This is a genomic window from Haliovirga abyssi (assembly GCF_030295325.1).
Taxonomy (GTDB): Bacteria; Fusobacteriota; Fusobacteriia; order Fusobacteriales; family Haliovirgaceae; genus Haliovirga; species Haliovirga abyssi.
Window position 1 is genome coordinate 556,275 of the sequence record NZ_AP027059.1, and the last position, 22,849, is coordinate 579,123.

The 22,849-nt window shown below is 25.4% G+C and carries 20 protein-coding genes; all 20 read left to right on the forward strand.

Annotation, left to right across the window (positions count from 1 at the left end):
- Position 1 precedes the first annotated feature (1 nt).
- The 20 genes from RDY08_RS02445 (at position 2) to RDY08_RS02540 (ending at position 22,798) form a co-directional block, all read left to right on the forward strand.
- Complete coding sequence (locus RDY08_RS02445; RefSeq protein ID WP_307904838.1) at positions 2–307, forward strand: YhbY family RNA-binding protein; 306 nt, start codon at positions 2–4, stop codon at positions 305–307.
- A gap of 4 nt (positions 308–311) precedes the next feature.
- Positions 312–761, forward strand: coding sequence for a divergent PAP2 family protein (locus tag RDY08_RS02450; RefSeq protein WP_307904839.1), 450 nt, complete (start codon positions 312–314; stop codon positions 759–761).
- Positions 762–992: 231 nt separating this feature from the next.
- Positions 993–2,786 carry a 1-deoxy-D-xylulose-5-phosphate synthase gene (gene dxs, locus RDY08_RS02455; protein ID WP_307904840.1) on the forward strand — a complete coding sequence of 598 codons (1,794 nt, stop codon included), beginning with the start codon at positions 993–995 and terminating at the stop codon, positions 2,784–2,786.
- A gap of 56 nt (positions 2,787–2,842) precedes the next feature.
- Complete coding sequence (locus RDY08_RS02460) at positions 2,843–3,661, forward strand: HD domain-containing protein (protein WP_307904841.1); 819 nt, start codon at positions 2,843–2,845, stop codon at positions 3,659–3,661.
- Between the two features lie 201 nt (positions 3,662–3,862).
- On the forward strand, positions 3,863–4,672 hold the full coding sequence (locus RDY08_RS02465) for a TlyA family RNA methyltransferase (protein ID WP_307904842.1): 810 nt from the start codon (positions 3,863–3,865) through the stop codon (positions 4,670–4,672).
- Positions 4,669–6,006 carry a S41 family peptidase gene (locus RDY08_RS02470; protein ID WP_372339419.1) on the forward strand — a complete coding sequence of 446 codons (1,338 nt, stop codon included), beginning with the start codon at positions 4,669–4,671 and terminating at the stop codon, positions 6,004–6,006. The genes RDY08_RS02465 and RDY08_RS02470 overlap by 4 nt, the downstream gene beginning before the upstream one ends.
- A gap of 78 nt (positions 6,007–6,084) precedes the next feature.
- A complete protein-coding gene (rsmI, locus tag RDY08_RS02475) occupies positions 6,085–6,768 on the forward strand; it encodes a 16S rRNA (cytidine(1402)-2'-O)-methyltransferase (protein ID WP_307904843.1) in 684 nt (227 codons plus the stop codon).
- Positions 6,755–7,642 carry a ribosome biogenesis GTPase YlqF gene (gene ylqF, locus RDY08_RS02480; RefSeq protein WP_307904844.1) on the forward strand — a complete coding sequence of 296 codons (888 nt, stop codon included), beginning with the start codon at positions 6,755–6,757 and terminating at the stop codon, positions 7,640–7,642. The genes rsmI and ylqF overlap by 14 nt, the downstream gene beginning before the upstream one ends.
- Before the next feature lie 15 nt (positions 7,643–7,657).
- A complete protein-coding gene (locus RDY08_RS02485) occupies positions 7,658–8,479 on the forward strand; it encodes an NAD+ synthase (RefSeq protein WP_307904845.1) in 822 nt (273 codons plus the stop codon).
- 3 nt (positions 8,480–8,482) lie between these two features.
- Complete coding sequence (locus RDY08_RS02490) at positions 8,483–9,613, forward strand: PP2C family protein-serine/threonine phosphatase (protein WP_307904846.1); 1,131 nt, start codon at positions 8,483–8,485, stop codon at positions 9,611–9,613.
- 40 nt (positions 9,614–9,653) lie between these two features.
- A complete protein-coding gene (gene folP, locus RDY08_RS02495; protein ID WP_307904847.1) occupies positions 9,654–10,859 on the forward strand; it encodes a dihydropteroate synthase in 1,206 nt (401 codons plus the stop codon).
- A gap of 242 nt (positions 10,860–11,101) precedes the next feature.
- Positions 11,102–11,848, forward strand: coding sequence for a hypothetical protein (locus RDY08_RS02500; RefSeq protein ID WP_307904848.1), 747 nt, complete (start codon positions 11,102–11,104; stop codon positions 11,846–11,848).
- 18 nt (positions 11,849–11,866) lie between these two features.
- Positions 11,867–12,265 (forward strand): flagellar export chaperone FliS, encoded by a 399-nt coding sequence (fliS, locus tag RDY08_RS02505; RefSeq protein ID WP_307904849.1) that lies wholly within the window; start codon positions 11,867–11,869, stop codon positions 12,263–12,265.
- A 135-nt stretch (positions 12,266–12,400) separates the two neighbouring features.
- Positions 12,401–12,760 carry a hypothetical protein gene (locus RDY08_RS02510; protein ID WP_307904850.1) on the forward strand — a complete coding sequence of 120 codons (360 nt, stop codon included), beginning with the start codon at positions 12,401–12,403 and terminating at the stop codon, positions 12,758–12,760.
- A gap of 76 nt (positions 12,761–12,836) precedes the next feature.
- On the forward strand, positions 12,837–13,556 hold the full coding sequence (locus RDY08_RS02515; RefSeq protein ID WP_307904851.1) for a flagellin: 720 nt from the start codon (positions 12,837–12,839) through the stop codon (positions 13,554–13,556).
- A 556-nt stretch (positions 13,557–14,112) separates the two neighbouring features.
- Positions 14,113–15,957, forward strand: a complete 1,845-nt coding sequence (locus tag RDY08_RS02520) for an amino acid permease (RefSeq protein ID WP_307904852.1) — start codon at positions 14,113–14,115, stop codon at positions 15,955–15,957.
- Positions 15,958–15,959: 2 nt separating this feature from the next.
- On the forward strand, positions 15,960–17,981 hold the full coding sequence (locus tag RDY08_RS02525) for a GGDEF domain-containing protein (RefSeq protein ID WP_307904853.1): 2,022 nt from the start codon (positions 15,960–15,962) through the stop codon (positions 17,979–17,981).
- Positions 17,982–18,069: 88 nt separating this feature from the next.
- On the forward strand, positions 18,070–19,668 hold the full coding sequence (locus RDY08_RS02530) for a glycoside hydrolase family 57 protein (RefSeq protein ID WP_307904854.1): 1,599 nt from the start codon (positions 18,070–18,072) through the stop codon (positions 19,666–19,668).
- Positions 19,669–19,742: 74 nt separating this feature from the next.
- Positions 19,743–20,834, forward strand: a complete 1,092-nt coding sequence (locus RDY08_RS02535; protein ID WP_307904855.1) for an ATP-binding response regulator — start codon at positions 19,743–19,745, stop codon at positions 20,832–20,834.
- A 14-nt stretch (positions 20,835–20,848) separates the two neighbouring features.
- A complete protein-coding gene (locus RDY08_RS02540; protein ID WP_307904856.1) occupies positions 20,849–22,798 on the forward strand; it encodes a sensor histidine kinase in 1,950 nt (649 codons plus the stop codon).
- Positions 22,799–22,849 lie beyond the last annotated feature (51 nt).

Genomic DNA, 22,849 nt, shown 5'->3' on the forward strand with positions numbered 1-22,849 from the left:
AATGAAAATAACAAGCAAAAGAAGAGCATATTTAAGAAAACTAGCAAATAAAGAAGTAGCGATAATAAGAGTTGGTAAAGATGGAATAAGTGAAAATTTAATAGAAGCATTAAACAAAGCTTTAACAGCTAGAGAATTGGTTAAAATAAAAGTTTTAAATAATTCAGAGGAAGATATAAAAAAAGTTGGGTATGAAATAGCTGAAAAAGTAAAAGCAGAGTTAATCCATATCTTAGGAAAAACTGCAGTTTTTTTTAGAGAAAATGAAGAAAAACCTATCATTTCAACTGAGTTAAAGGGGATATAAAAAGATGAGTTATAAAGGAATTTTTTTTGGAAATGGAATTTTAGACATAGTTTTTGTAGCTTGGTTTATAGCACAAGGATATAAAGTCATAAGTTCTGTATTTAAAGAAAAAAAATTGAATTTTAAAAGATTTATAGAAACAGGCGGTATGCCAAGTTCGCATACTGCTTCTGTAGTATCTTTGCTAACAGCTATAGGAATAAAAAATGGAATTAGTTCAACAGAATTTGCAATTACATTTGTTTTTGCTATGATTGTAATGTATGATTCTTCAGGAGTAAGAAGAGCTGCAGGAAAACAAGCCTCTGTATTAAATAGAATAGTAGATGATTTATGGAAAAAAGATGGAAAAAGAATTATGGAAAATGATTTAAAAGAACTTTTAGGGCATACGCCTGTAGAAGTTTTTGCAGGAGCAATTTTAGGAGTAGTAGTGGCATTTATTATGAGTTAATAAATATTAGAAAATAATATTTTTATATTTTTTATTTACTAGGAAAGTATAAATTTATTCAGAAAATAAGCTACGCCGTTTTTTTGAAATATGCGATTTTTCAAAGCAAAATTTTTCAGAAACCAAAAATTTAAAAAAATATTTATGTTTTACCAGATGAAGCGTAACTTATTTTTTTATAAACAAATAGGGAATTAATTTTTTAGTCATTCGTAAGGAGAAGTTTTTATTATGAAAATAAAAGATAAAAATTTAGAAGAGTTAAAAGATATAGCAAAAGAGATAAGAGAACTTCTTATAGATGTTGTGAGTAAAAATGGTGGTCATTTAGCATCTAATTTAGGAGTGGTAGAGCTTACAATAGCACTCCATTATATATTTAATTCTCCAGAAGATATAATGCTTTGGGATGTAGGGCATCAAGCTTATGTACATAAAATATTGACAGGAAGAGAAGAAAGATTTCCTACGATTAGAAAAAAAGGTGGTTTAACACCTTTTACTAATCCTAATGAGAGTATTCATGATGGATTTATATCGGGACATGCTGGGAATACATTGTCAGCAGCACTTGGAATACATGAGGCTAAAAAGAATAACAAAGTAATAGCTATAATAGGAGATGCAGCATTAGCAAATGGAGAAAGTTTAGAAGCTATAAATAATATTAGTGAAAAAGATAAAAATTTAATAATAGTATTAAATGACAATGAACATTCTATAGGTGAAAATGTAGGAGCTTTGTCAAAATATATGAGTAAAATAATGGGTAAGAAAAGTTATAATGACTTTAAAAATGAAGTAGAATTATTAGTTAGAAAAGTAATATTTGGGAATTCTGTAGCTGATTTTATAAAAAGATTAGAACATACGGTAAAATATTTTTTTAACCCTGGGAATTTTTTTGAAGAATTAGGTATTCATTATATAGGACCTGTTGATGGGCATAATTTAAAAGAGTTAATATCTACTTTTGAAGATGTAAAAGATATGGAAGGACCTGTAATTGTACATATAAAAACAGAAAAAGGGAAAGGGTATAAATTTGCAGAACAAAACAGAGAAAAATTTCACGGTATATCTCCATTTGATATAAAAACAGGAGAAACTTGTAAAAAAAATGAATCTTATTCACAACTGTTTGGAAATAAACTTGTAGAATTAGGAGAAAAAAATTCAGAAATAATTGCTATAACTGCGGGAATGATAAAAGGGACAGGTTTAGATAAATTTTTTGAAAAATATCCTAAAAGATCATATGATGTTGGAATAGCAGAAATGCATGCTGTAACTTTTGCAGGAGGGCTTGCTATAAAAGGGAAAAAACCAGTAGTGGCAATATATTCTACATTTTTACAAAGAGCTTATGATCAATTAATTCACGATATTGCATTGCAAAATTTACCAGTTTTATTTATTTTGGATAGAGCAGGAATAGTTGGAGAAGATGGGCCTACTCATAATGGGATATTTGATATTGCCTATTTACAATCTATACCTAATATTAGAATTATGGCACCATTTTCAAAAGAAGATTTAGAAAAATCATTGGAATTTGCAGTAAATGATAAATCAGGACCTATTGCAATAAGAATTCCAAGAGATTCAAGCTTTTGTTTGAATGTAGGTTTTGAATATGGTAAATGGCAAGAAATAAAAAAAGGTAATGAATATTTAGTTATAGCAGTTGGAAGTATGTTAAAAGAGCTGTTAATTATAGAAAAAGAATTGAATAAAAATAATGTTTATCCAACTATTGTAGGAGTTAATTTTATAAATCCATTAGATGAAAAATATATCTTAGAAAATTTTGTTAAATATGAAAAGATATTTATATTAGAAGAAGGAATATTACATGGTGGGTTTAGTAGTAAAATATTAGAATTTTTAAATGATAAAAATATTAATAAAATTATACACAGAATAGGAATAGAAGGATTTGTAGAGCATGGAAAAAGAGATGAAATATTGACAGATTTAGGATTAAAGGGAAAAAAATTAGTGGATAGGTTATTAAAGAAATAAGTTGAAATATAAAGAATAAGGATAAAACCTTATATGACAGACAGGAGGAAGTTTGATTGGCAGATAAAAACGTGAGGGTTTTTGTTAATGGTATTTTATTACATCCAGTTATTCAAAAATTAAAATTAGTAGATGATAAGGGGATAACAGTTTCAACTCATACTTATGATGTATTAAGGGTGGCAATAAAACAGATAAAAAGCAGGTATTTTGACAATTTAGAAGAGGCTTCAGAAGATTTGGACTTTTTTGCAATTTTAATAGGGATATTAATACATGATACAACTAAGGGGACATTAAGATTAAGTGGATCTAAAAATTCTCATAGTTATATAATGAGAAATAATCCAGATATTGTAATGAAAGAGGCAGAATCTATAATAGAAGAAGTGGAAAATTTTACAAAATTAAATATAAAGAAGGAAACTAGAGATCATATTATTCATATTGTTGCTTCGCACCATGGAAGATGGGGAAGAATAAAACCACAAACAAAAGAAGCACATATAGTTCATGAGGCAGATAAATATTCTGCTATGTATCACAGAATAACTCCAATTGGAGCTAAAAAGATTATAAAATTAATGTCAGATGGTTTTTCAAAAGATGAAGTGGTAAAAATAACAGGTTATACAAGTGGGATAATAGATAATAGATTAAAAAGAGCAAAACAAGAATTAAATATAAAAACAAATAGAGGATTACTTAGCTATTATAATAAATATAAATCAATACCAGATGGAGATGAATTTTTTAGTAGAAGAATTAGAGAAACTGAAAAATTAATAAAAAAAGTTGAAGTGATTGGTTTTGAAGATCTTGTATTGAAAAATATTTTAATTGATTATATTTATAGAGAAGATATTTTTGAATGAAAATAGATTAATATTAGAAATAGAGTGATTTTGATTTAAAATTAATTTATAAAATACGAAAAATTATTTTTAATATTTAGGTACATTAAAAAAATAAATTCGTCAAAATTGTTTGAGAAAATCTGTAGATACGTTCATATTTTTCAAACAAATGACTCATTAATTTTTTTAAAGTCCCTTATTATAGAAAGGTTGTTTTTTATGAAAGAAAGATTAGATGTACTTTTAGTGGAAAAGGGATTTTTTGAGAGTAGAGAAAAAGCTAAAAGAGCAATTATGGCAGGGATAATAGTAGTTAATGATAAAAAAGTAGATAAAGCAGGAACTAAAGTTAAAGTAGAGTCAGAATTAAGAATAAAAGGGACACCTCTAAAGTATGTAGGGAGAGGTGGATTAAAATTAGAAAAATCAATAGAAGCGTTTGAATTAGATTTTAAAGATAAATTGGTTTTGGATATTGGAGCTTCTACTGGCGGTTTTACTGACTGTGCATTACAAAATGGAGCAAGATATGTGTACAGTGTAGATGTTGGAACTAATCAATTAGCATGGAAATTAAGACAAGATAGTAGAGTAAAATCTCTTGAAAATATGCATATAAAAAATTTAGAATTAAAAGAGTTAGATAATAATTTGGTAGACTATATAGTAATTGATGTTTCTTTTATATCATTGACAATGGTATTTAATTATTTAAAAAAATTTTTAAATGATTCAGGTCAAGTTGTTGCTTTAATAAAACCACAATTTGAGGTTGGAACTGCAAATATTTCAAAAGGTGGAATAGTAAAAGATTTTTCTAAACATATTATGGCAATAGAAAAAGTTATTAATTCAGCATATGAAAATGGATTGTTTATAAAAAAATTAGACACATCTCCAATAACAGGAACTAAAGGAAATGTAGAATATATTTCATTATTTGACATAGAAAATAAAAATATTAATATAGATATAGAAAATATAGTAGAAAAAGGAAAAAAACTAAAAAAAGGAGATGGAAAAAAGTGAAAAATAGGAAAATATTTTCAATTGGAGTATTGACTTTAATATTATTATTAGCATTTACTTCACTATATGCAAAAAGTAATAGTAATAAATCAAGTAAAGATGAAAGTAAAGAAACAGTTAAAGTAGGATTTATGTCACATATAAAGGAATTAAGAGAAATTTCTGAAGTTATGGATTTAATTCAAACTAATTTTGTAGGTGATAAAAAAATAGATAGTAAAGTTCTTTTACATGGAGCGTTAAAAGGAATGGTAGAATCTTTAGATGATCCACATACAAATTATTTTCCTCCTAAAGAGCTTAATTCATTTACTGAAGATATAAAAGGAGAATATGCAGGAGTAGGAATGGTTGTTAGTAAAAAAGATAATGTATTAATAGTAGTTTCTCCAATAGAAGATACTCCAGCATATAAGGCTGGGATGAGACCAAAAGATAAAATAATAGCAATAGAAAAAGATTCAACATTAAATTTAAGTTTAGAAGAGTGTGTAAAAAAATTAAAAGGAAAAGCTGGAACAACAGTTAAAATAACTGTTTTAAGAGAAGGAGTAGAAAAACCTTTTGAGGTAAAATTAACAAGAGCTATAATAAAATTAAAATATGTTAAAAGCAGAATGTTAGAAAACAAAATAGGATATGTTAGATTAACACAATTTGGAGAACATGTAGCACCTGATGTGAGAAAAGCAGTAGAAAATTTAAGAAAAGATGGTATGAAAGGTTTAGTATTTGATTTAAGAACTAATCCTGGTGGAGCTTTGTCACAAGCTGTAAAAATAGCTTCAATATTTATAGATGAAGATCCAATTGTTACAGTAAAAGATAAAGCAGGAAGAGTAGAAACATATAATCATGAAGGTACTGCATATACAGATTTCCCAATGGTTGTACTTGTAAATGGTGGAAGTGCATCAGCTTCGGAAATAGTATCAGGAGCTATAAAAGATCATAAAAGAGGAATATTAATAGGAGAAAAAACATATGGGAAAGGCTCTGTTCAAAATATAGTACCTTTACCAGATGGAGATGGAATAAAATTAACAATAGCAAAATATTATACACCTTCTGGAGTATGTATAAATGGAATAGGAATAAATCCTGATATAGAAGTAAAAGAAAAATATATGTTTTTTAATGGATTTATTACAAATATAGTAAAAGAAAAAACAGAAAAAAAATCTGACACTAAAAAAGATGTAAATAATGTAAAAGATACAAAAGATACAAAAAATGCAAAAGATACAAAGAAAAAAGAAGAAAAAAAATCTGATGATATACAATTAGATACTGCAATAAATGTTTTAAAAGGAATAATGTTTTATAAAAAATAGAAAGGGGTTTATACCCCTTCTATCTTTTTTATGTGATAAGAGAGATTAAAGAAATAAAAATTAGTAAGGAGATGGGAAATGTTATATATAGTAACAACTCCAATAGGAAATTTAGAAGATATAACTATGAGAGCATTGAGGATATTAAAAGAAGTAAACTATATTTTTGCAGAAGATACAAGGCAAACAAAAAAACTTTTAAGAAATTTTGAAATAGAAAATATTGTATATCAATATCATGAACATAATAAATTACAACAAATTGGAAACATAATTAGTTTATTAAAAAATGGAAAAGATATAGCATTAGTTACAGATGCAGGAGTTCCTTGTATTTCAGATCCTGGATATGAAGTTGTAGATGAAGCATTAAAAGAAGGAGTTGAAGTTACTTCAGTACCTGGACCAAGTGCATTGACAGCAGCAGCTTCTATTAGTGGAGTAAGTATGAGAAGATTTGTATTTGAAGGTTTTTTACCGAAAAAGAAAGGAAGACAAACTTTATTTAAAAAATTAGTCGAAGAAGAGAGAGCTATTATAATTTTTGAATCGCCAAATAGGATATTAAAAACTTTAAAAGATATAAATGGGTATTTGGGTAATAGATCAATAGTAATAGTTAGAGAGATAACAAAAGTATATGAAGAGATAATCAGAGGAAAAACTTTAGAAGTGATAGATAAACTTGAAAAAAAGCCTATAAAAGGTGAGATAGTATTAATAATACGAGGAAAAGGTGAAGATAAAAATGACAGTAAATAATATAAATTGGTATCCAGGACATATGAAAAAAACAAAAGAGTTGATAAAAGAAAATTTGAAAATAGTGGATTTAGTTTTAGAAGTTGTAGATGCTAGGATACCAATAAGTAGTAAAAATCCAGATATTTTAGACTTAACAAAGCATAAAAAAAGAATATTATTATTAAACAAATCAGATTTGGTTTCTAAAGAAAATTTAAATGAATGGAAAGAATATTTTATAAATAAAAAATTTGCAGATGAAGTTATAGAAGTTAGTGCAAGAACAGGGTATAATTTGAAAAAATTATATAAGATAATGGATGTAATGTTAAAAGAGAAAAGTGAGAGAATGAAAAAAAGAGGAATAATAAAGACTAATTTAAGACTACTAGTTGTGGGAATTCCTAATGTAGGAAAATCACAATTAATAAACAAAATTGTTGGGAAAAAAGCAGCTGGAGTTGGGAATAAACCTGGATTTACAAGAGGGAAACAATGGGTTAGAATAAGAGATGGAGTAGAACTTTTGGATACACCTGGTATTTTATGGCCAAAATTTGAAAGCAAAGAAGTAGGGATGAATTTAGCTATAACAGGCTCTATAAGAGATGAAATATTAAATATAGAGGAAATAGCTGCAGGATTTATAAAAAAATCAATAGAAAAAGGACAAGAAGATATTTTAATATCTAAGTATAAGATAAAAAAAGAAGATTTGAATGAGATTCCAGAAGTTGTTATTGAGAGAATGGCGTTTAGTTTAGGAATGATAATGAAAGGTCAAAAACCTAATATAGCTAAAATAGTATCTTTAATTTTAAGAGATTATAGAAGTGGAAAACTAGGTAAATTTGCTTTAGATAATATTGAAAAAGAGATAGACAATATATAAATATGAGGTGAAAAAATGAAAAATTTAGATATAAACTTGGAATTTACAGAAAAAATATTAGTAGGATTTATAAAAGAGGAAGTTAAAAAATCTGGATTTAATAAAGTTGTATTAGGACTATCAGGAGGAATAGATTCTTCATTAGTAGCATATTTAGCAGCAAAGGCATTAGGTAAAGAAAATGTATTGGGAGTTATGATGCCATATAAAACTTCAAGTAAAGGAAGTTTGGATCATGCAGAATTAGTGGCTATTGGAAGTGGGATAAGAACAGAAGTAGTAGAAATTACAGATATGTTAGATGCTTATTTTAAAAAATTTCCAGATATGACCGATTTGAGAAAAGGGAATAAAATGGCTAGAGAAAGAATGACAATATTATATGATTTTTCTGCAAAGGAAAATGCCCTTGTATTAGGAACAAGCAATAAAACAGAACTTTTATTGGGATATGGGACGCAACATGGTGATATGGCTTCTGCTATAAATCCAATTGGAGATTTATATAAAACTCAAGTTTGGGATTTATCAAGATATATGGGAGTTCCTAAAGAGGTAATAGAAAAAAAACCAAGTGCTGACCTTTGGGAAGGTCAAAGTGATGAGCAAGACCTTGGATTTACTTATGCAGAAGCAGATAAGCTTTTATATCTATTAATAGATGAAAGATATACTATAGAAGAATTAAAAAACATTGGATATAGTGAAAGCTTTGTAAAAGAGATATATAGAAAAATAAAGATGTCTCAATATAAAAGAAAATTACCATTAATAGCAAAAGTATCTAAAAGGACAATTGATAAAGATTTCAGATATCCAAGAGATTGGGAGATATAAAAAATGAGGAATATTATTATTTTTACATTTTTTTCTGTAATAATTCTTTTTTTTGAATATAGTGATTATTTTGAATATAAAAAATATATAATTAGTGTCGAAGAAAAAAATGAACTTAATTTTATTGAAAATTTAAATAAAGATTCAATTAATAAAGTAAAAAATAGAGAAGTATATAATTTAAATGAAAAATATTCATTAAAGGAAGTCGATTTTTATTTAGGAAAGTCATTAAGTTATAAAAATAATAGAGTTAAATATGTAAAGAATAAACTGTTTAGTAAGAGATGGAATTATATTTTTGTTAGAGATATAAGAGAAAGTTTAAAAAAATTAAATCAAAATATTATAACTAAAAGTTTTGAAACAGTTCTTTTCTTTATACTGTTTTTAATGTTTGTGTTGGTTGATTCGAAAAACAAAACATATTTATTAGAAATAAAGCATAAAGAAGATTTAGAAAAAGATTTGAATAAAGCAAAAGCTATTCAAGATAAACTTTTTAAAGAGATAAATATATCAAAAGAGAGGTATCAGATAAAATCTTTTTATAAGTCTTATAGGGAAGTTGGTGGAGATTTTTATGGAATAGAAGAGATCTCAAAGGGAAAATATTTTATTTATGTAGGGGATTCTGCAGGGCATGGATTACATGCAGCATTAATAAGTTCTTTTTCTAAAATTACAATTGAAAATTTGAGGAATAAAGGTTATAATATATTAGAAATAGTCGAAGAATTAAATAATAACTTTTTGACAATAGAGGGATTTGAAGATTATTATGTAACTTTATTTTTAGGAATATTTGATTTTAATTTAATGGAATTAGAGTATTTATCTTGTGGGCATGAAATTCCATTTGCTTTAAAGGATAATAAAATTAAAGATTTATTTACTGCAAAAGAGAATAATATGGTAATTGGAATGTTAGAAGAAGTTCCATTTATAAAAAACAAAGTAAAAATAGAAGCTGGGGTAAATTATTTGATTTATACAGATGGGATTTTGGATACAATAGGAGAAGATGAACTGAAAAGAGTATTAACCAAATATGGAGAAGAAGGAGTAAAAGAGATTTTGAAAAATAGTGAACCAAAAGATGATATGAGCTATATAGAAGTTTCAATAAAATAACTTTAGGAGTAGCTTAAAAATAACTTAGGAGGTGTTTCTGATGAGTGGAAATAAGTTCAGAGTGATTGAAATTGATGATTTTAAGGATGCAAAAAAAAGGGTTAAAGATGTAGTTAGTGGAATTGAAAATATTAAAAGGTTGCAAGAAAAGACACTTTTTAGAGCAATTGAAATTAAAAATTTAGATGCACGAGCTGCAAATATCCTAAATTATGAAGCATTATCTTGTAATGTAGAGGCAATAATTTCAGAAGATGTATTTAATTTTTCAGTAAAAACTACAGATATAATATTATTAGGTACAATTAGAAATTATGAAAAACTATATTATAGATTAAAAACTAAAAAATTTGGACTTTCTAAATTAAGTGAAGAATTAAAAGATACTTTGTTAAAATATGATAGCAATTATGAAGAGGTAACAGTAGGAGATTACACTTTTAATTTTAATGAAAAAACTTATATTATGGGGATTTTAAATATAACTCCAGATTCATTTTCAGATGGAGGGAATTTTTTAACTCCAGAATTAGCAATAAAAAGAGCCATAGAAATGAAAAAGAATGGTGCAGATATTATTGATATAGGAGCAGAATCTTCAAGACCTGGAGCAACTCCTGTAACTGCAGAGCAAGAATTAGAAAGGTTGATTCCAGTTGTAGAAGAATTAAGAAAAGAGATAGATTTACCTATTTCAATTGATACATATAAATCGGAAGTGGCGAAAGAGATGTTAGAAAGAGGAGTACATATAATAAATGATATAACAGGATTAAAGGGAGATCCAAAACTTTCTGAAGTGATATCTGATTATGAAGCTTTGGCAGTAATAATGCATATGCAGGGGACTCCGCAAAATATGCAAAAAAATCCAGAATATGAAGATGTAGTTGCTGATGTAATAGAAGAATTAAGAAAAAGTATTCAAATAGCAGAAATTTCTGGAATAAGAGATAAAAATATTATAGTAGATCCTGGAATAGGATTTGGGAAAACAGTTAAACATAATCTTGAGATATTTAAAAGATTAAAAGAGTTTAAATCATTAGGAATGCCAATATTAATTGGAGCTTCTAGAAAATCAATGATAGGTGAAATATTAGATCTACCAATAGGTGAAAGAATAGAAGGCAGTGTAGCTTTAGCAGTAGCAGCAAGTTTAAAAGGAGCATCTATTCTTAGGGTTCATGATGTAAAAGAAACATATAGGGCTTTAAAGATGATAGATGCAATAAAAAATATTTAGGAACGTTTAAAAATAATGTTCTTATATTTTGTTATAAAAATTGATAGTGTAAAGTTTTTGTAGGAAAAATAATTTCAGCACAAAGAAAGAAGAACTCAAAGTTACACAAAGAAAAATTTTTTTAAAAACATGGGATAAACATAGATTAAAACTGATGAATAAAAATTGGTGGATAATTATCTTTGTTTATCTGAAGATGAAATCCTACAATTATTTTACACTATATAAAAATGGAGGAAATATTGAAAGAAAATTATAATAGAGCATTAAAATTTATTTTTAAAAGATTTTCAGTTTTAGGATTAGTATTAATAGTGAATATTATTAATTCACCATTAAAATCAAATCAGTTCACTTTTTTAGGGGCGAACTTTTTAACAATTTTTTTTATAGGAGGTTTTTTAGGCTTATATGATAAAAATAAAGAAGTAAATGTTAATATAAAAAATTATTTTATAGAAAGTGCAAAATATTTTTCGAGAATTGTATTAAATTTATTTGAACTTTCTATTATAGTTTTAATAGACTTCTTAATAGTATTGTTTTTTGGAAGTTTGCCGATAATAATTACGCAGGTATATCCAAATCCTAGGATGTCAACAGTATTTTTAACAATTATGGTATTAATGGTAGGAATTTATAGATTACCTATATTTATATCATCTTTTTTCACACCTATTTTAGATATAAAAATATATGGTAAAATAGGGATAGTAAGTGCAAAAGAAACAATATATAAATATAAAGTAATATGGATAACAGCAATATTACAGTTGTTAATTTATATGATAATATTTTATCTCAAAATGATTTTTATGAAATCATTATTAATGTATAGTATATTTGATATTTTAGGTGGGATTTTATTTTTAATATTTATTATAGCTGATTTTGATAAATATAAAGAAATTAAAGACATGCAAGAAGAAATTGATTATAATAATTATACAGGAAGATATAGTAAATTAATCGGAAGATTTATAATGTAATAAATTAGGAGGAAAAAGATGGCTTTTAATAATAATCCTTACGATAAGTATAAAAATACACAAATACAAACAGCAACGCCTGGACAGTTAATATTAATGTTATATGAGGGAGCTATTAAATTTTGTAAATTTTCTAAAAATGCAATATTAGAAAAGAATATATCAGATTCAAATAAATATTTGATAAAAACACAAGATATAGTAACAGAATTAATGATATCTTTAGATATGAAATCTGGTGGAGATATAGCTAAAAATTTATATAGTATTTACGATTATATGCTTCGGACTTTGGTTACTGCAAATATGAAAAAAGATATAAGCAAAATCACAGAAGTACAGGAATTATTAGAGGATTTAAAATTAGCTTGGATGGAAGCAGTAAAAAAAACAGGCGGAGTTAAGCCAAGAAGATAAACTATGGAGAAATAATTTTAGGTACAATAAAAAAATGAATTTGTCAAAATTGTTTGGGAAAATTTGTAGATCTATTCATATTTTTCAAATAGATGACTTATTATTTTTTTTAGTTCCCTGTTATGAGGTGTTTTAATGAGAATTATAGAACTTTATTTAAAATTGAAAGAAGCAACAAAAAAAGAACAAGAATATATTTCTGAAAATATTGAATATGATGATAAAATATTAGGAGATTTAGTTACTAATAAAAGAATTTTAAGAGATAAAATAGAAAAAGAGCAGAAACAGAATAAGATATTAGAATCTCAATTAGATGAAGTGAAATCATTAATAGAAGATATAATAGTAATAGAAGAAGAAAATAGGAAAATATATTTCGAAAAATTAAATAATACAAAAAATAATATTGAGAATACAGTAAAAGAGAAGCAGCTTAAAAATACTTATTTTAAAAAAGGAATTATATTTAATAAAATAGATAAAAAACAATAAAACTGTTGAAAAAACCTAAAAAAAATAGTATACTATTAATGAAGGAGTGTTTTTTCTTTACAAGGAGGTGAGAAAGGTGAAAATATCAGGTGCTTATGGAGGAGCATTATATAACATTTTAGCAGACAAAGACAAAAGTATGAAGGAACTATCAAGTGGTAAAAAATTAAATAGTGCTTCAGATGATGCTGCAGGATTAGGGATTTCTAAAAAATTAGAAGCACAATCAAAGGAATTTGCAGCAAAAATTAAAAATTATCAAACGCAAATGTCATTTTATCAAGTTGGAGATTCTGCATTAGAGCAAACAACAGATAATTTGAATAAATTAAGAGAATTGGCAGTACAATATAATAACGATACATTAAGTGATAGCGATAAAAATATAATAAAAGAACAAGCAAAACAAATTTTAGAGGATATAGATACAACTGCAAATTCTACTGAATTTAATTCTAAAAAAGTTGTAGAAGATTTTTCAAGTAATAATCTTGGAATAGAAAAAAAATCACTTTTTTCAGAAGGATTTTTGAAAAAATTGGATGAGGCATTGCAAAAAGTTACAGATAAAAGAAGTGAATTTGGAAGTGAAGTTAATAAGCTTCAAAGTGAAGTAGCAAGAACAAGAGTTGCTCATGAAAATAGTGTAGCTGCAAATTCTAGGATTGAAGATACAGATATGTTGGCTTCTATGCTAAATAATACAAAATCTCAAATATTAGAACAATCAAACTTGGCGGTAACAGCTCAAGCAAATTTATCACAACAAAGAATATTGGATATATTAAAAGATTAAGAAAAAGCAGATATTATATCTGCTTTTTTTATTTGTTAGAAAAGGATAGTGTAAATTTTTTGTAATGGAAAGAATTTCAGCATAAAGACGCAAAGGACACAGAGGTTCACAAAGAAAAAAATTTGAAACCACAGGATAAACAAAGATTAACACTGATGAATAAAAATTGTTGGATGATTATATGCATTTATCTGTGGCTAAATCCTATAATTATTTCACACTATTTTATGAAAGTATAAATTTATTCAGAAGATAAGCTACGCCATTTTTTTGAAATATGAGATTTTTCAAAGCTAAATTTTTCAGAAACCAAAAATTTAGAAAAATATTTATGCTCTACTAGATTAAAGCGTATCTTATTTTTTTATTGTTATGGAATTCTATTACTATATAATTTTTTCTTTGTGATACTTTGAGCTCTCCTTTCTTTGTGCTGAATATTATAAGTAATTTTAGTTTATCCATCTATAATATAAAAAGGAAATATGGATGTTTTGGAGTATAATATTAGTATGAAGGTTGTTATTTTGTATTAATTTAAATAGAGGTGATAAATATGTTGAAAAAAGAATTAGGATTTTGGGGAATATATTCAATGGCACTAGGAGCTATGATTAGTTCTGGATTATTTGTATTACCTGGTATAGCATATAGAGAAGTTGGGCCTATGATGATTTCATCATATATAGTAGCATCTATAATGATGATTCCAACTCTATTTAGTGAAGCAGAACTTTCTACAGCAATGCCAAAAGCTGGAGGAGATTATTTTTTTATAGATAGAAGTTTAGGAGTATTTGGAGGTACAATAGGTGGATTTGCAAATTGGTTTTTTATAAGTTTAAAAACTTCATTTGCATTTGTAGGGATAGGAGCTTTTTATGAACTTATTAATCCAAATACAAATGAATTTCAAATGAGATTAATTGCTATTAGTTTTGCAGTAGTATTTGTAATTATAAATTTATTAAGTGTAAAATTTGTAGGGAAAATAGAAGTCTTTTTAGTGTTTTGGTTGATCTTAATTTTACTCATATTTATAGTAAAAGGAGTTAATATTGTTGAAATTAATAATTTTAAAATTAATAGAGCAATAAATTTTTTTGATATAATATCTACAGCTGGGTTAGTATTTATATCATTTGGAGGAATTACTAAAATAACTAGTGTAGCAGAAGAAGTTAAAAATCCTACTAGAAATATTCCACTGGGAATGTTTTGGGCATTTATTTCAGCTACAATTTTATATATACTTAGTATTACTATAACTGTAGGAATAATGGATCCAGTAAAGTTAGCTAAGAGTTATGCTCCGTTGTCAGAAGCTTCTAAATATTTTATGGGAAATATTGGAGAAATTGTTTTATCAGTAGGAGCATTATTAGCATTTATAACAACTGGAAATGCAGGAATAATGGCAGCATCTAGATTTCCAATAGCAATGAGCAGAGATAGTATATTACCACCATATTTTTCTAATATAAGTAAAAAATTTGGGACTCCATATATTGCTATAATATCTACAGGGTTATTTATTATATCAGTTGTTCTGTTTTTAGATATAAAATCATTAGCAAAAGCAGCATCTACAATTATGTTATTATCATTTATATTTGTAAATATAGCTGTTATAATAATGAGAGAGAGTAATTTGACTAGTTATAGACCTAAATCAAAGACAAAATTATATCCATATTTACAAATAGTAGGGATTTTAGCATATATTTACGTTATTATGGAGATGGGACAAGAATCTATTGCTATATCTTTATTAGTTTTGGGCGGAGCGGCTATTTGGTATTTTGTATATGTAAAAGATAGAGCAAAACGTGAATCTGCATTAATGTATATAGTAAAAAGAACAACTTCAAAAGAATTGATAACAAGTAGTTTAGATACAGAATTAAAAGATATATTATTTGAAAGAGATAATATTATAGAGGATAGATTTGATAAGTTAATAAAAAATATGGATGTTTTAGATATTGAAGGGAAAATGGAAATGTTACCATTTTTTGAGATAGTTGCAAAAGATATGGCGGAAAAATGTAAAATTTCAGAAGAAAAAATGGTGGATTTATTAATAAAAAGAGAGGAAGAATCCCCAACTGTCATAAAAGAAGGAATTGCAATACCGCATTTAATAATACCAGGAGAAAAAGATTTTAATATGTTAGTGGTAAGGTGTAAAGAGGGAATAAATTTTTCATTAGAGAAAAAAAAGGTAAATGTTGTATTCGTTTTAGCAGGAACAAAAGATGAAAGAAACTTCCATTTAAAAGTATTAATGAATATTGCACAAATTATATCAAATGATATTTTTTTAGAAAATTTTATAAAATCTAGAAGTAAAGAAGAATTAAGAAATATATTATTGCTTTCGGAGAGAAAGAGGGGATAAAAATGAAATTTCATTTATATAAAAATGAATATAGAACTATATTAGTTATATCTATCATATCATTTATAGGAATGATGCTTATTTTAATGTTACATTTAAAATCAATGCAAGAAAGTATTAGTATAGAAGAATCACATTATTTTGAAAAAATATGGGATGATTATTTGAAAAGTGATAGTGAAAAAACTAAAAATATAAAAGATGATTTAAGGTTTTTTTATTTTATAAGAGATGGAATATATTTTAATGAAAAAAGTAAAATTTCAAAAGAAGCTGGAAAATACAAATGTTTTAAATTTAGAATTCAAAAAATAAACAGGTATAGATTAGAGTCATATTTAAAAAGTAAATATTATAAAGACGATATTTATATATCTGTATATAATAAAAATTATAAAAATATTTTTACTAATTCTAAAATAAAATATTATGATAAGTTTTTAAAAAATTTGAAATTTAAGAATGACTTTGGAGTGGTTAAAAGTTTTTTTATATTTAATAATGAATTTTATGTTAGAAACTATATATTATCATTAGATAGAAATAATATAATTGTAGTTGACTATAAAGTATCAACTTCCATATTAGAAGAGTTTTCAAATAGATATAATGTAGGTTTATTAATAGAAGATATAAATAATAAAAAAATAGTTTCTTCTATATCTAAAAATGTAAAATATAATAAAAAAAATTTAAAGGATAAATGGAATAAAGGAGAATTATTAAAGATTGAAGGAGAATGGTATTTTTTTAAAAAAGTTTCAATAAAAAATATATTAAAAAAAGAAATCGGATATTTTGTGATATTTGATTTGAAAAAAGATATAAAAAATATGAGATATGACTTAATTATGCGAACACTAATAATGCTGGCACTAATAATATTAGTAGTTATTATAATTAATAATGCTAATATTAAACTTATAAAAGATATAAAGGAAATTTTATTATATGAAGATATGAATCAAAATTATTTAAAAACAGAAGGTGAAGGGTTATTATCTATTGTTAAAAACTATAAAAATATGAGAGATAATATTGAAAAAATAATAACAGAAGAGGTTAATAAAAAGACAAAAGAGATTTCTGAGGTAAACAAAGAACTTGATATTGAAAATAATTTTTTAATAAGTCTTATAAAGTTAAAAACAGTTGAAGAAATATTATATAAATCTTATGAAATTTTGCATAATAATTGTAATATAAAAGAGATTAGATTTGTAAGTTTATTAAAAGGAAATGAACAAGCTGCAAGTTGTAAAATTGACCAAGAGGGAAAAATTATAAATGAAACTGTTTTTAATAGAGAAGAAGGGAAATTTTTAGAAGGTAATATATCTAATGGGTCAGTAATGTCTTTTAATTTAGAAAAAACGGGATTTGTATATAACTTTTTTTCTACAGAAAATATTTCTGGAGCAATGTTAAGTATTATATATAATTATGAAAATGAAGATAAAGAAAAAAGAATAGAAGAATTTGCATCTATTATAGCATTAACATTAAAAAGTGCAAAATTATATGAAATATCAATTACAGATCCTCTTACAGGAGTTAATAATAGAAGTACAATGAATTTTTATTTGAAAAAATTATTTAAAAAATCTAATAGATATAATAAAATATTTTCACTATTAATGATTGATATAGATCATTTTAAAAGAATAAATGATTCATATGGACATTTAACAGGGGATTATGTTTTGAAAGCTATTACAAAAGAGATAGATAAAGTTATTAGAGATGTGGATTCTATATTTAGATATGGAGGAGAAGAATTTTTGGTGGCAATGCCTGAAACAGAAATAAAAGAAGCTGTAATTGTAGCAGATAGAATAAGAGAAAATATAGAGAAATCTAAAATAAAATTAGAAAAATTCGTTCATGAAGATATAAGAATAACAGTAAGCATAGGTGCTGTAGAATATAATGATAAATTTAAAACGATAAAGGATGTAATAAGTGAATCAGATAAAAAGATGTATGAGGCGAAAAAAAGCGGAAGAAATAACGTTAAATATTAGTTGAATTAATAAAAACAATGTGTTATAATTTGGCTGATAATAGTAGTATTAATTTTGAATATAATTAAAATAAATATAGGGGGTAATTATGAATAAAGGATATTTGGCAATGGTATTACACGCACATCTTCCGTATGTAAGACATCCAGAATACAATGATTTTTTGGAAGAAGATTGGCTTTATGAAGCTATAACAGAAACATATATACCACTTTTAGATATGTTTGAAAAATTAACAAATGATAACATACCATGGAAAATAACTTTAACAATGTCTGGAACACTTCTAAATATGCTTGCTGATGAACTTTTACAAAATAGATATTTAAGACATTTAGATAAAATAATAGAATTAACAGAAAAAGAGGTAACAAGAGTTCAATTTCAACCTGAATTTTTAAAAACAGCACTACACAATGAAGAATATTATAAAAAAGCAAGATATTATTTTAAAGAGAAGTATAACAGAAATATAATACAAGGATTTAAGAAATTTCAAGATATAGGAAATTTAGAAATTATACCTGTAACAGCTACTCATGGATTTTTGCCTTTAATGAAAGATTATCCAGAAGCAGTAAATGCACAAGTAGAAATGGCTAAAATTGATTATAAAAGATTTTTTGATAAAGATCCAAAAGGTATGTGGCTAGCAGAGTGCGCATATTATCCTGGACAAGATAAATATTTGGAAAAACATGGGATAAGATACTTTTTTGTAGATTCTCATGGAATATTATTTGGAGATCCTAAACCTGCATATGGAGTATATTCTCCTGTGTATACTAAAAATGGAGTAGCAGCATTTGGTAGAGATATAGAATCATCAGAGCAAGTATGGAGTTCCGAAATTGGATATCCTGGCGATGGAAATTATAGAGAGTTTCATAAAGATGCTGGCTATGAATTAGAATATGAGTATATAAAGCCATATTTACATGAAGATGGAGTAAGAAGAAATATTGGAATAAAATATTACGCAATTACAGACAAAACAGGAAAAGAGAAACAACCTTATGATCCTGAAAAAGCGGCTAATAGAGCAAAGGAACACGCATATAATTTCGTAGAAAATAGAGGAAAGCAGATAGAATATTTATCACAATTTATGGAAGATAGGAAACCTATAATTGTGTCGCCATATGATGCAGAATTATACGGTCATTGGTGGTATGAAGGACCTATATTTTTAGAATGGATATTTAGAGCTATGGCAGAACAAAGTATAAGTGCTCCAATAACACCATATGGATATTTAAAAGAATATCCAAAAAACCAAGTGGTAACACCAGCAGAATCAAGTTGGGGAGCTAATGGATATTATGATGTTTGGGTAGATGAAAGCAATCATCATATTTATAGACATATACATAAGGGAATAGAAAGAATGATAGAATTAGCAAACACATATGAAAATCCAGAAGGGATATTACTTAGAGCTCTAAATCAAGCTGCAAGAGAATTAATGATGTCTCAAACATCTTGTTGGCCATTTATAATGTTTACTGGAACTATGGTAGGGTATGCAGAAAAGAAAATAAGAGATCATATAAATAGATTATACAAAATATATTTTGATATTAGAAATGGTAAAGTTGATGAAAATTGGCTTGCAGAAATAGAATATAGAGATAATATTTTCCCTGAAATAGATTATAAAGTATATAGAACAGATAGATTAAATTAAAAAAAGTAAGGGTGTTCCCTTACTTTTTGTGCTGTAAAAAATAAAGTTAAATTTTTAAAAATGGGGGCTAAATCATGGATAATATAAAAATATTAATTGTTGAAGATGATGACTTATTAAGAAGGACAATAGGGAAAATTCTAAAAAGAGAAAAATTAAATTATGGAGAGGCTTCAAATGGAAATGAGGCCATAGAGAAAGTAAATGAAGAAAATTTTGATATAGTTATTAGTGATGTTAGAATGCCAGGTATAGATGGAATAGAAACAATAACAGAGATAAAAAAATTATCACCAAATATAAAATCAATTATAATGACAGGGTTTGCTAGTGATGATACTCCTATAAAAGCTTTAAGATTAGGAGTTAATGACTATTTATATAAACCATTTGAATTAGAAGAGTTTTTACATTGTATTAATAGAAATATTGATATGATAAAATTAGAAAGAAATAATAAACAATTAAATGAGGAAAAACTGCAAAAAGAAAAATTAGCATTAATAGGAAATATGACAAGTGTAATAGTACATGATGTCAAAAATAGTTTGACTCCAATTTTAGGATTTGCAAAATTATTAGAATCAAATGAAAGTTTAGATGAGAAAGGTAAGAGATTTGCAGAAATAATTTATAATCAATCAGTAAACGTTTTGGATAAATTAAAAGAGATGCTTCAATTTGCAAGAGGTGAAATAAATATAGAGCAAAAAGAAACAGATGTAAAAGAAATTTATTTAGAGATTTTAAAAGAAAAAGAAAAAATTATTATTGATTCAGAAGTAAATTTTATTTCTAATTTTAGTGATGAATTAGAAGGAATAAAAATAAAAGTAGATATAGAAAGATTAAAGCAAGCAATAACTAATATTTTAGGAAATGCACAAGATGCAGTATCTAAATCGGAAGATAAAAATATAGAGTTGAATTTTCATAAAGAAGATGACAAATATTGTATAATAGAGATAAAAGATAGTGGAAAAGGAATACCAGATGATATAATAAATTCTATATTCATTCCATTTAAAACTTTTGGAAAGGCATATGGAACAGGGTTAGGACTTGCAATAGTAAAAGATGTAATCGATAAACATGATGGCGAAATAAAAGTAGAATCTAAAAAAGATGAATTTACAAAATTTATTATTAAGTTAAAATTAGTGTAGTGTAGGGGTGGAATATGAAAAAAATATTATTTCTATTTTTGATTTTAATATGTTCAAATATTTTTGCAAGTATAGATATATCTAATAATTGGAAATATCATTTTGAAGGTGAAGATAGTTGGAGTCAAAAAAATAGAGTGCCAATTACAGTAGTGGATAAAAAAAATAGACCTCTTATTTTAGAAAAAGAGGTAATATTTAAAAATGAGATTTTAGAAAATCAAGTGATAAATTTAGGTAAAATAGATGATGAAGATGAGGTTTATTTTAATAATATAAAAATAGGTGAAACAAAAACAAAATATTATTCTAAATATAATTATAGAAGTTATTATAATATAGATAGAACTTATCTTATACCTAAAAAGTTAATAAAGAAAAAAAATATTATAAAAATAGTTGTATATAATATGATAAATGATTATGGATTGAGAGCAGATAAAATATATATTGAAGATGAAACTGATTTTTTTAATAATGAACTTATTAACTATAAATCTAGAATAAACTTGAAAGATATGATATATTTTGTTTTAATGGGGGTATTTTTTGCTCTATTTATAAAATATATAATAGAATTTTTAGTTGACAAAAGAGAAAAATCTGATTTATATTTATCAATTATTATGTTATTATTAATGATTACAAGTTTTCTTAGATTGCCTGAAAGAGATTATGTAAGTGCACTAACATCATATTTTTATTCTAAAACAGATTTTATAGTACCTGTATTATTAATGATGGGAATTGATATTTATCTGTTTGAATTTTTCAAAATAAAACAATATAAAATAATTAGGATTGTAATATGGTCTTTAAATATTGTTACATTAAGTTTGTTAATATTTGTAAAAGATATAAAAACTATGATAATGATATTTTCTAATTGGAACATATTATTGATATTAATTTTAGGAATATATAGCTTTATTTTATTAAAGATGAAAGATAAAAACTTTGAAATGCAAATTGCAATTTTAGGGTTTATGCTTTGGATTTTGACTATTTTTATAGATATATTAAGTTTTCAAAAAATATTAGTAATTTTTAACAGTTATATAAATATTTATGGATATTTTATATTTGGAATTACTATTATAATTGGTAAAAGTAAAAATCATTATTATTTAAAAAAGATTGAAGAGAAATATAAAAAGAATTTAGAAGAAGAAGTTGAAAGGCGAACAGGAGAAATAAGGAAAGCAAATAAAAAAATTATTGAAAATTTAGAAAAATTAAGAGAAAAAGATAAACAATTAATTAAAAGTGAAAAATTAGCAACAATTGGAGAAATGGCAGGGCAAATAACACATGAAATAAAAAATCCATTAGGAGCTATATTAACAAATGTCCAATTATTAAAATTGGATATGGAAGATATAAAAGAGGTAGAAACAAAAGAAGAGTTAGAGGAAAGTGTAATAATAATAGAAAAAGCTACTAAACAAGCTAGAGAAATAATAGTTAATATGTTAGATTATGTAAGAGGAACAGGAGATAAAAAAGTTATTGATTTGAATCATTCAATAAAATCAGCAATAGCAATTTTGAAAAAAGATTTTGAAAAAAGCAATGTAGTTATAGAGACAGAATTTGAAAAAGATTTACAGATACTTGCAAAATCAGGAGAAATAATACAGGTAATATTAAATATATTATTAAATGCTAAAGATGCAATATTGGAAAAAAATAAAAAAGGTGGAAAAATAATAATAAAAAATTATAAAAAAGATGATAGTGTAATACTAGAAATATCTGATAATGGAATTGGAATGAGTGATGAAATAAAAGAAAAAATGTTTGAACAATATTTTACTACAAAAGAAGAAGGGCAAGGAACTGGAATCGGAATGGCTGTCACAAAAATAATATTAGATAATCATAATGCAAAAGTAAAAATAGAGAGTGAATATGGAGAAGGAACGAAGTTTGTAATAGAATTTGAAAAGATAATGGATAATTAAAATTGATAATTTACAATAAAAAAAAGAAATAAATAATAGAAAGGGTGATTT

Excerpts from the sequence above, each read along its gene's own strand:
- RDY08_RS02445 (WP_307904838.1), top strand. The coding sequence starts at position 2 with ATGAAAATAACAAGCAAAAGAAGAGCATATTTAAGAAAACTAGCAAAT.
- RDY08_RS02450 (WP_307904839.1), top strand. The coding sequence starts at position 312 with ATGAGTTATAAAGGAATTTTTTTTGGAAATGGAATTTTAGACATAGTT.
- dxs (WP_307904840.1), top strand. The coding sequence starts at position 993 with ATGAAAATAAAAGATAAAAATTTAGAAGAGTTAAAAGATATAGCAAAA.
- RDY08_RS02465 (WP_307904842.1), top strand. The coding sequence starts at position 3,863 with ATGAAAGAAAGATTAGATGTACTTTTAGTGGAAAAGGGATTTTTTGAG.
- rsmI (WP_307904843.1), top strand. The coding sequence starts at position 6,085 with ATGTTATATATAGTAACAACTCCAATAGGAAATTTAGAAGATATAACT.
- ylqF (WP_307904844.1), top strand. The coding sequence starts at position 6,755 with ATGACAGTAAATAATATAAATTGGTATCCAGGACATATGAAAAAAACA.
- RDY08_RS02485 (WP_307904845.1), top strand. The coding sequence starts at position 7,658 with ATGAAAAATTTAGATATAAACTTGGAATTTACAGAAAAAATATTAGTA.
- RDY08_RS02490 (WP_307904846.1), top strand. The coding sequence starts at position 8,483 with ATGAGGAATATTATTATTTTTACATTTTTTTCTGTAATAATTCTTTTT.
- folP (WP_307904847.1), top strand. The coding sequence starts at position 9,654 with ATGAGTGGAAATAAGTTCAGAGTGATTGAAATTGATGATTTTAAGGAT.
- fliS (WP_307904849.1), top strand. The coding sequence starts at position 11,867 with ATGGCTTTTAATAATAATCCTTACGATAAGTATAAAAATACACAAATA.
- RDY08_RS02510 (WP_307904850.1), top strand. The coding sequence starts at position 12,401 with ATGAGAATTATAGAACTTTATTTAAAATTGAAAGAAGCAACAAAAAAA.
- RDY08_RS02520 (WP_307904852.1), top strand. The coding sequence starts at position 14,113 with ATGTTGAAAAAAGAATTAGGATTTTGGGGAATATATTCAATGGCACTA.
- RDY08_RS02525 (WP_307904853.1), top strand. The coding sequence starts at position 15,960 with ATGAAATTTCATTTATATAAAAATGAATATAGAACTATATTAGTTATA.
- RDY08_RS02530 (WP_307904854.1), top strand. The coding sequence starts at position 18,070 with ATGAATAAAGGATATTTGGCAATGGTATTACACGCACATCTTCCGTAT.
- RDY08_RS02535 (WP_307904855.1), top strand. The coding sequence starts at position 19,743 with ATGGATAATATAAAAATATTAATTGTTGAAGATGATGACTTATTAAGA.
- RDY08_RS02540 (WP_307904856.1), top strand. The coding sequence starts at position 20,849 with ATGAAAAAAATATTATTTCTATTTTTGATTTTAATATGTTCAAATATT.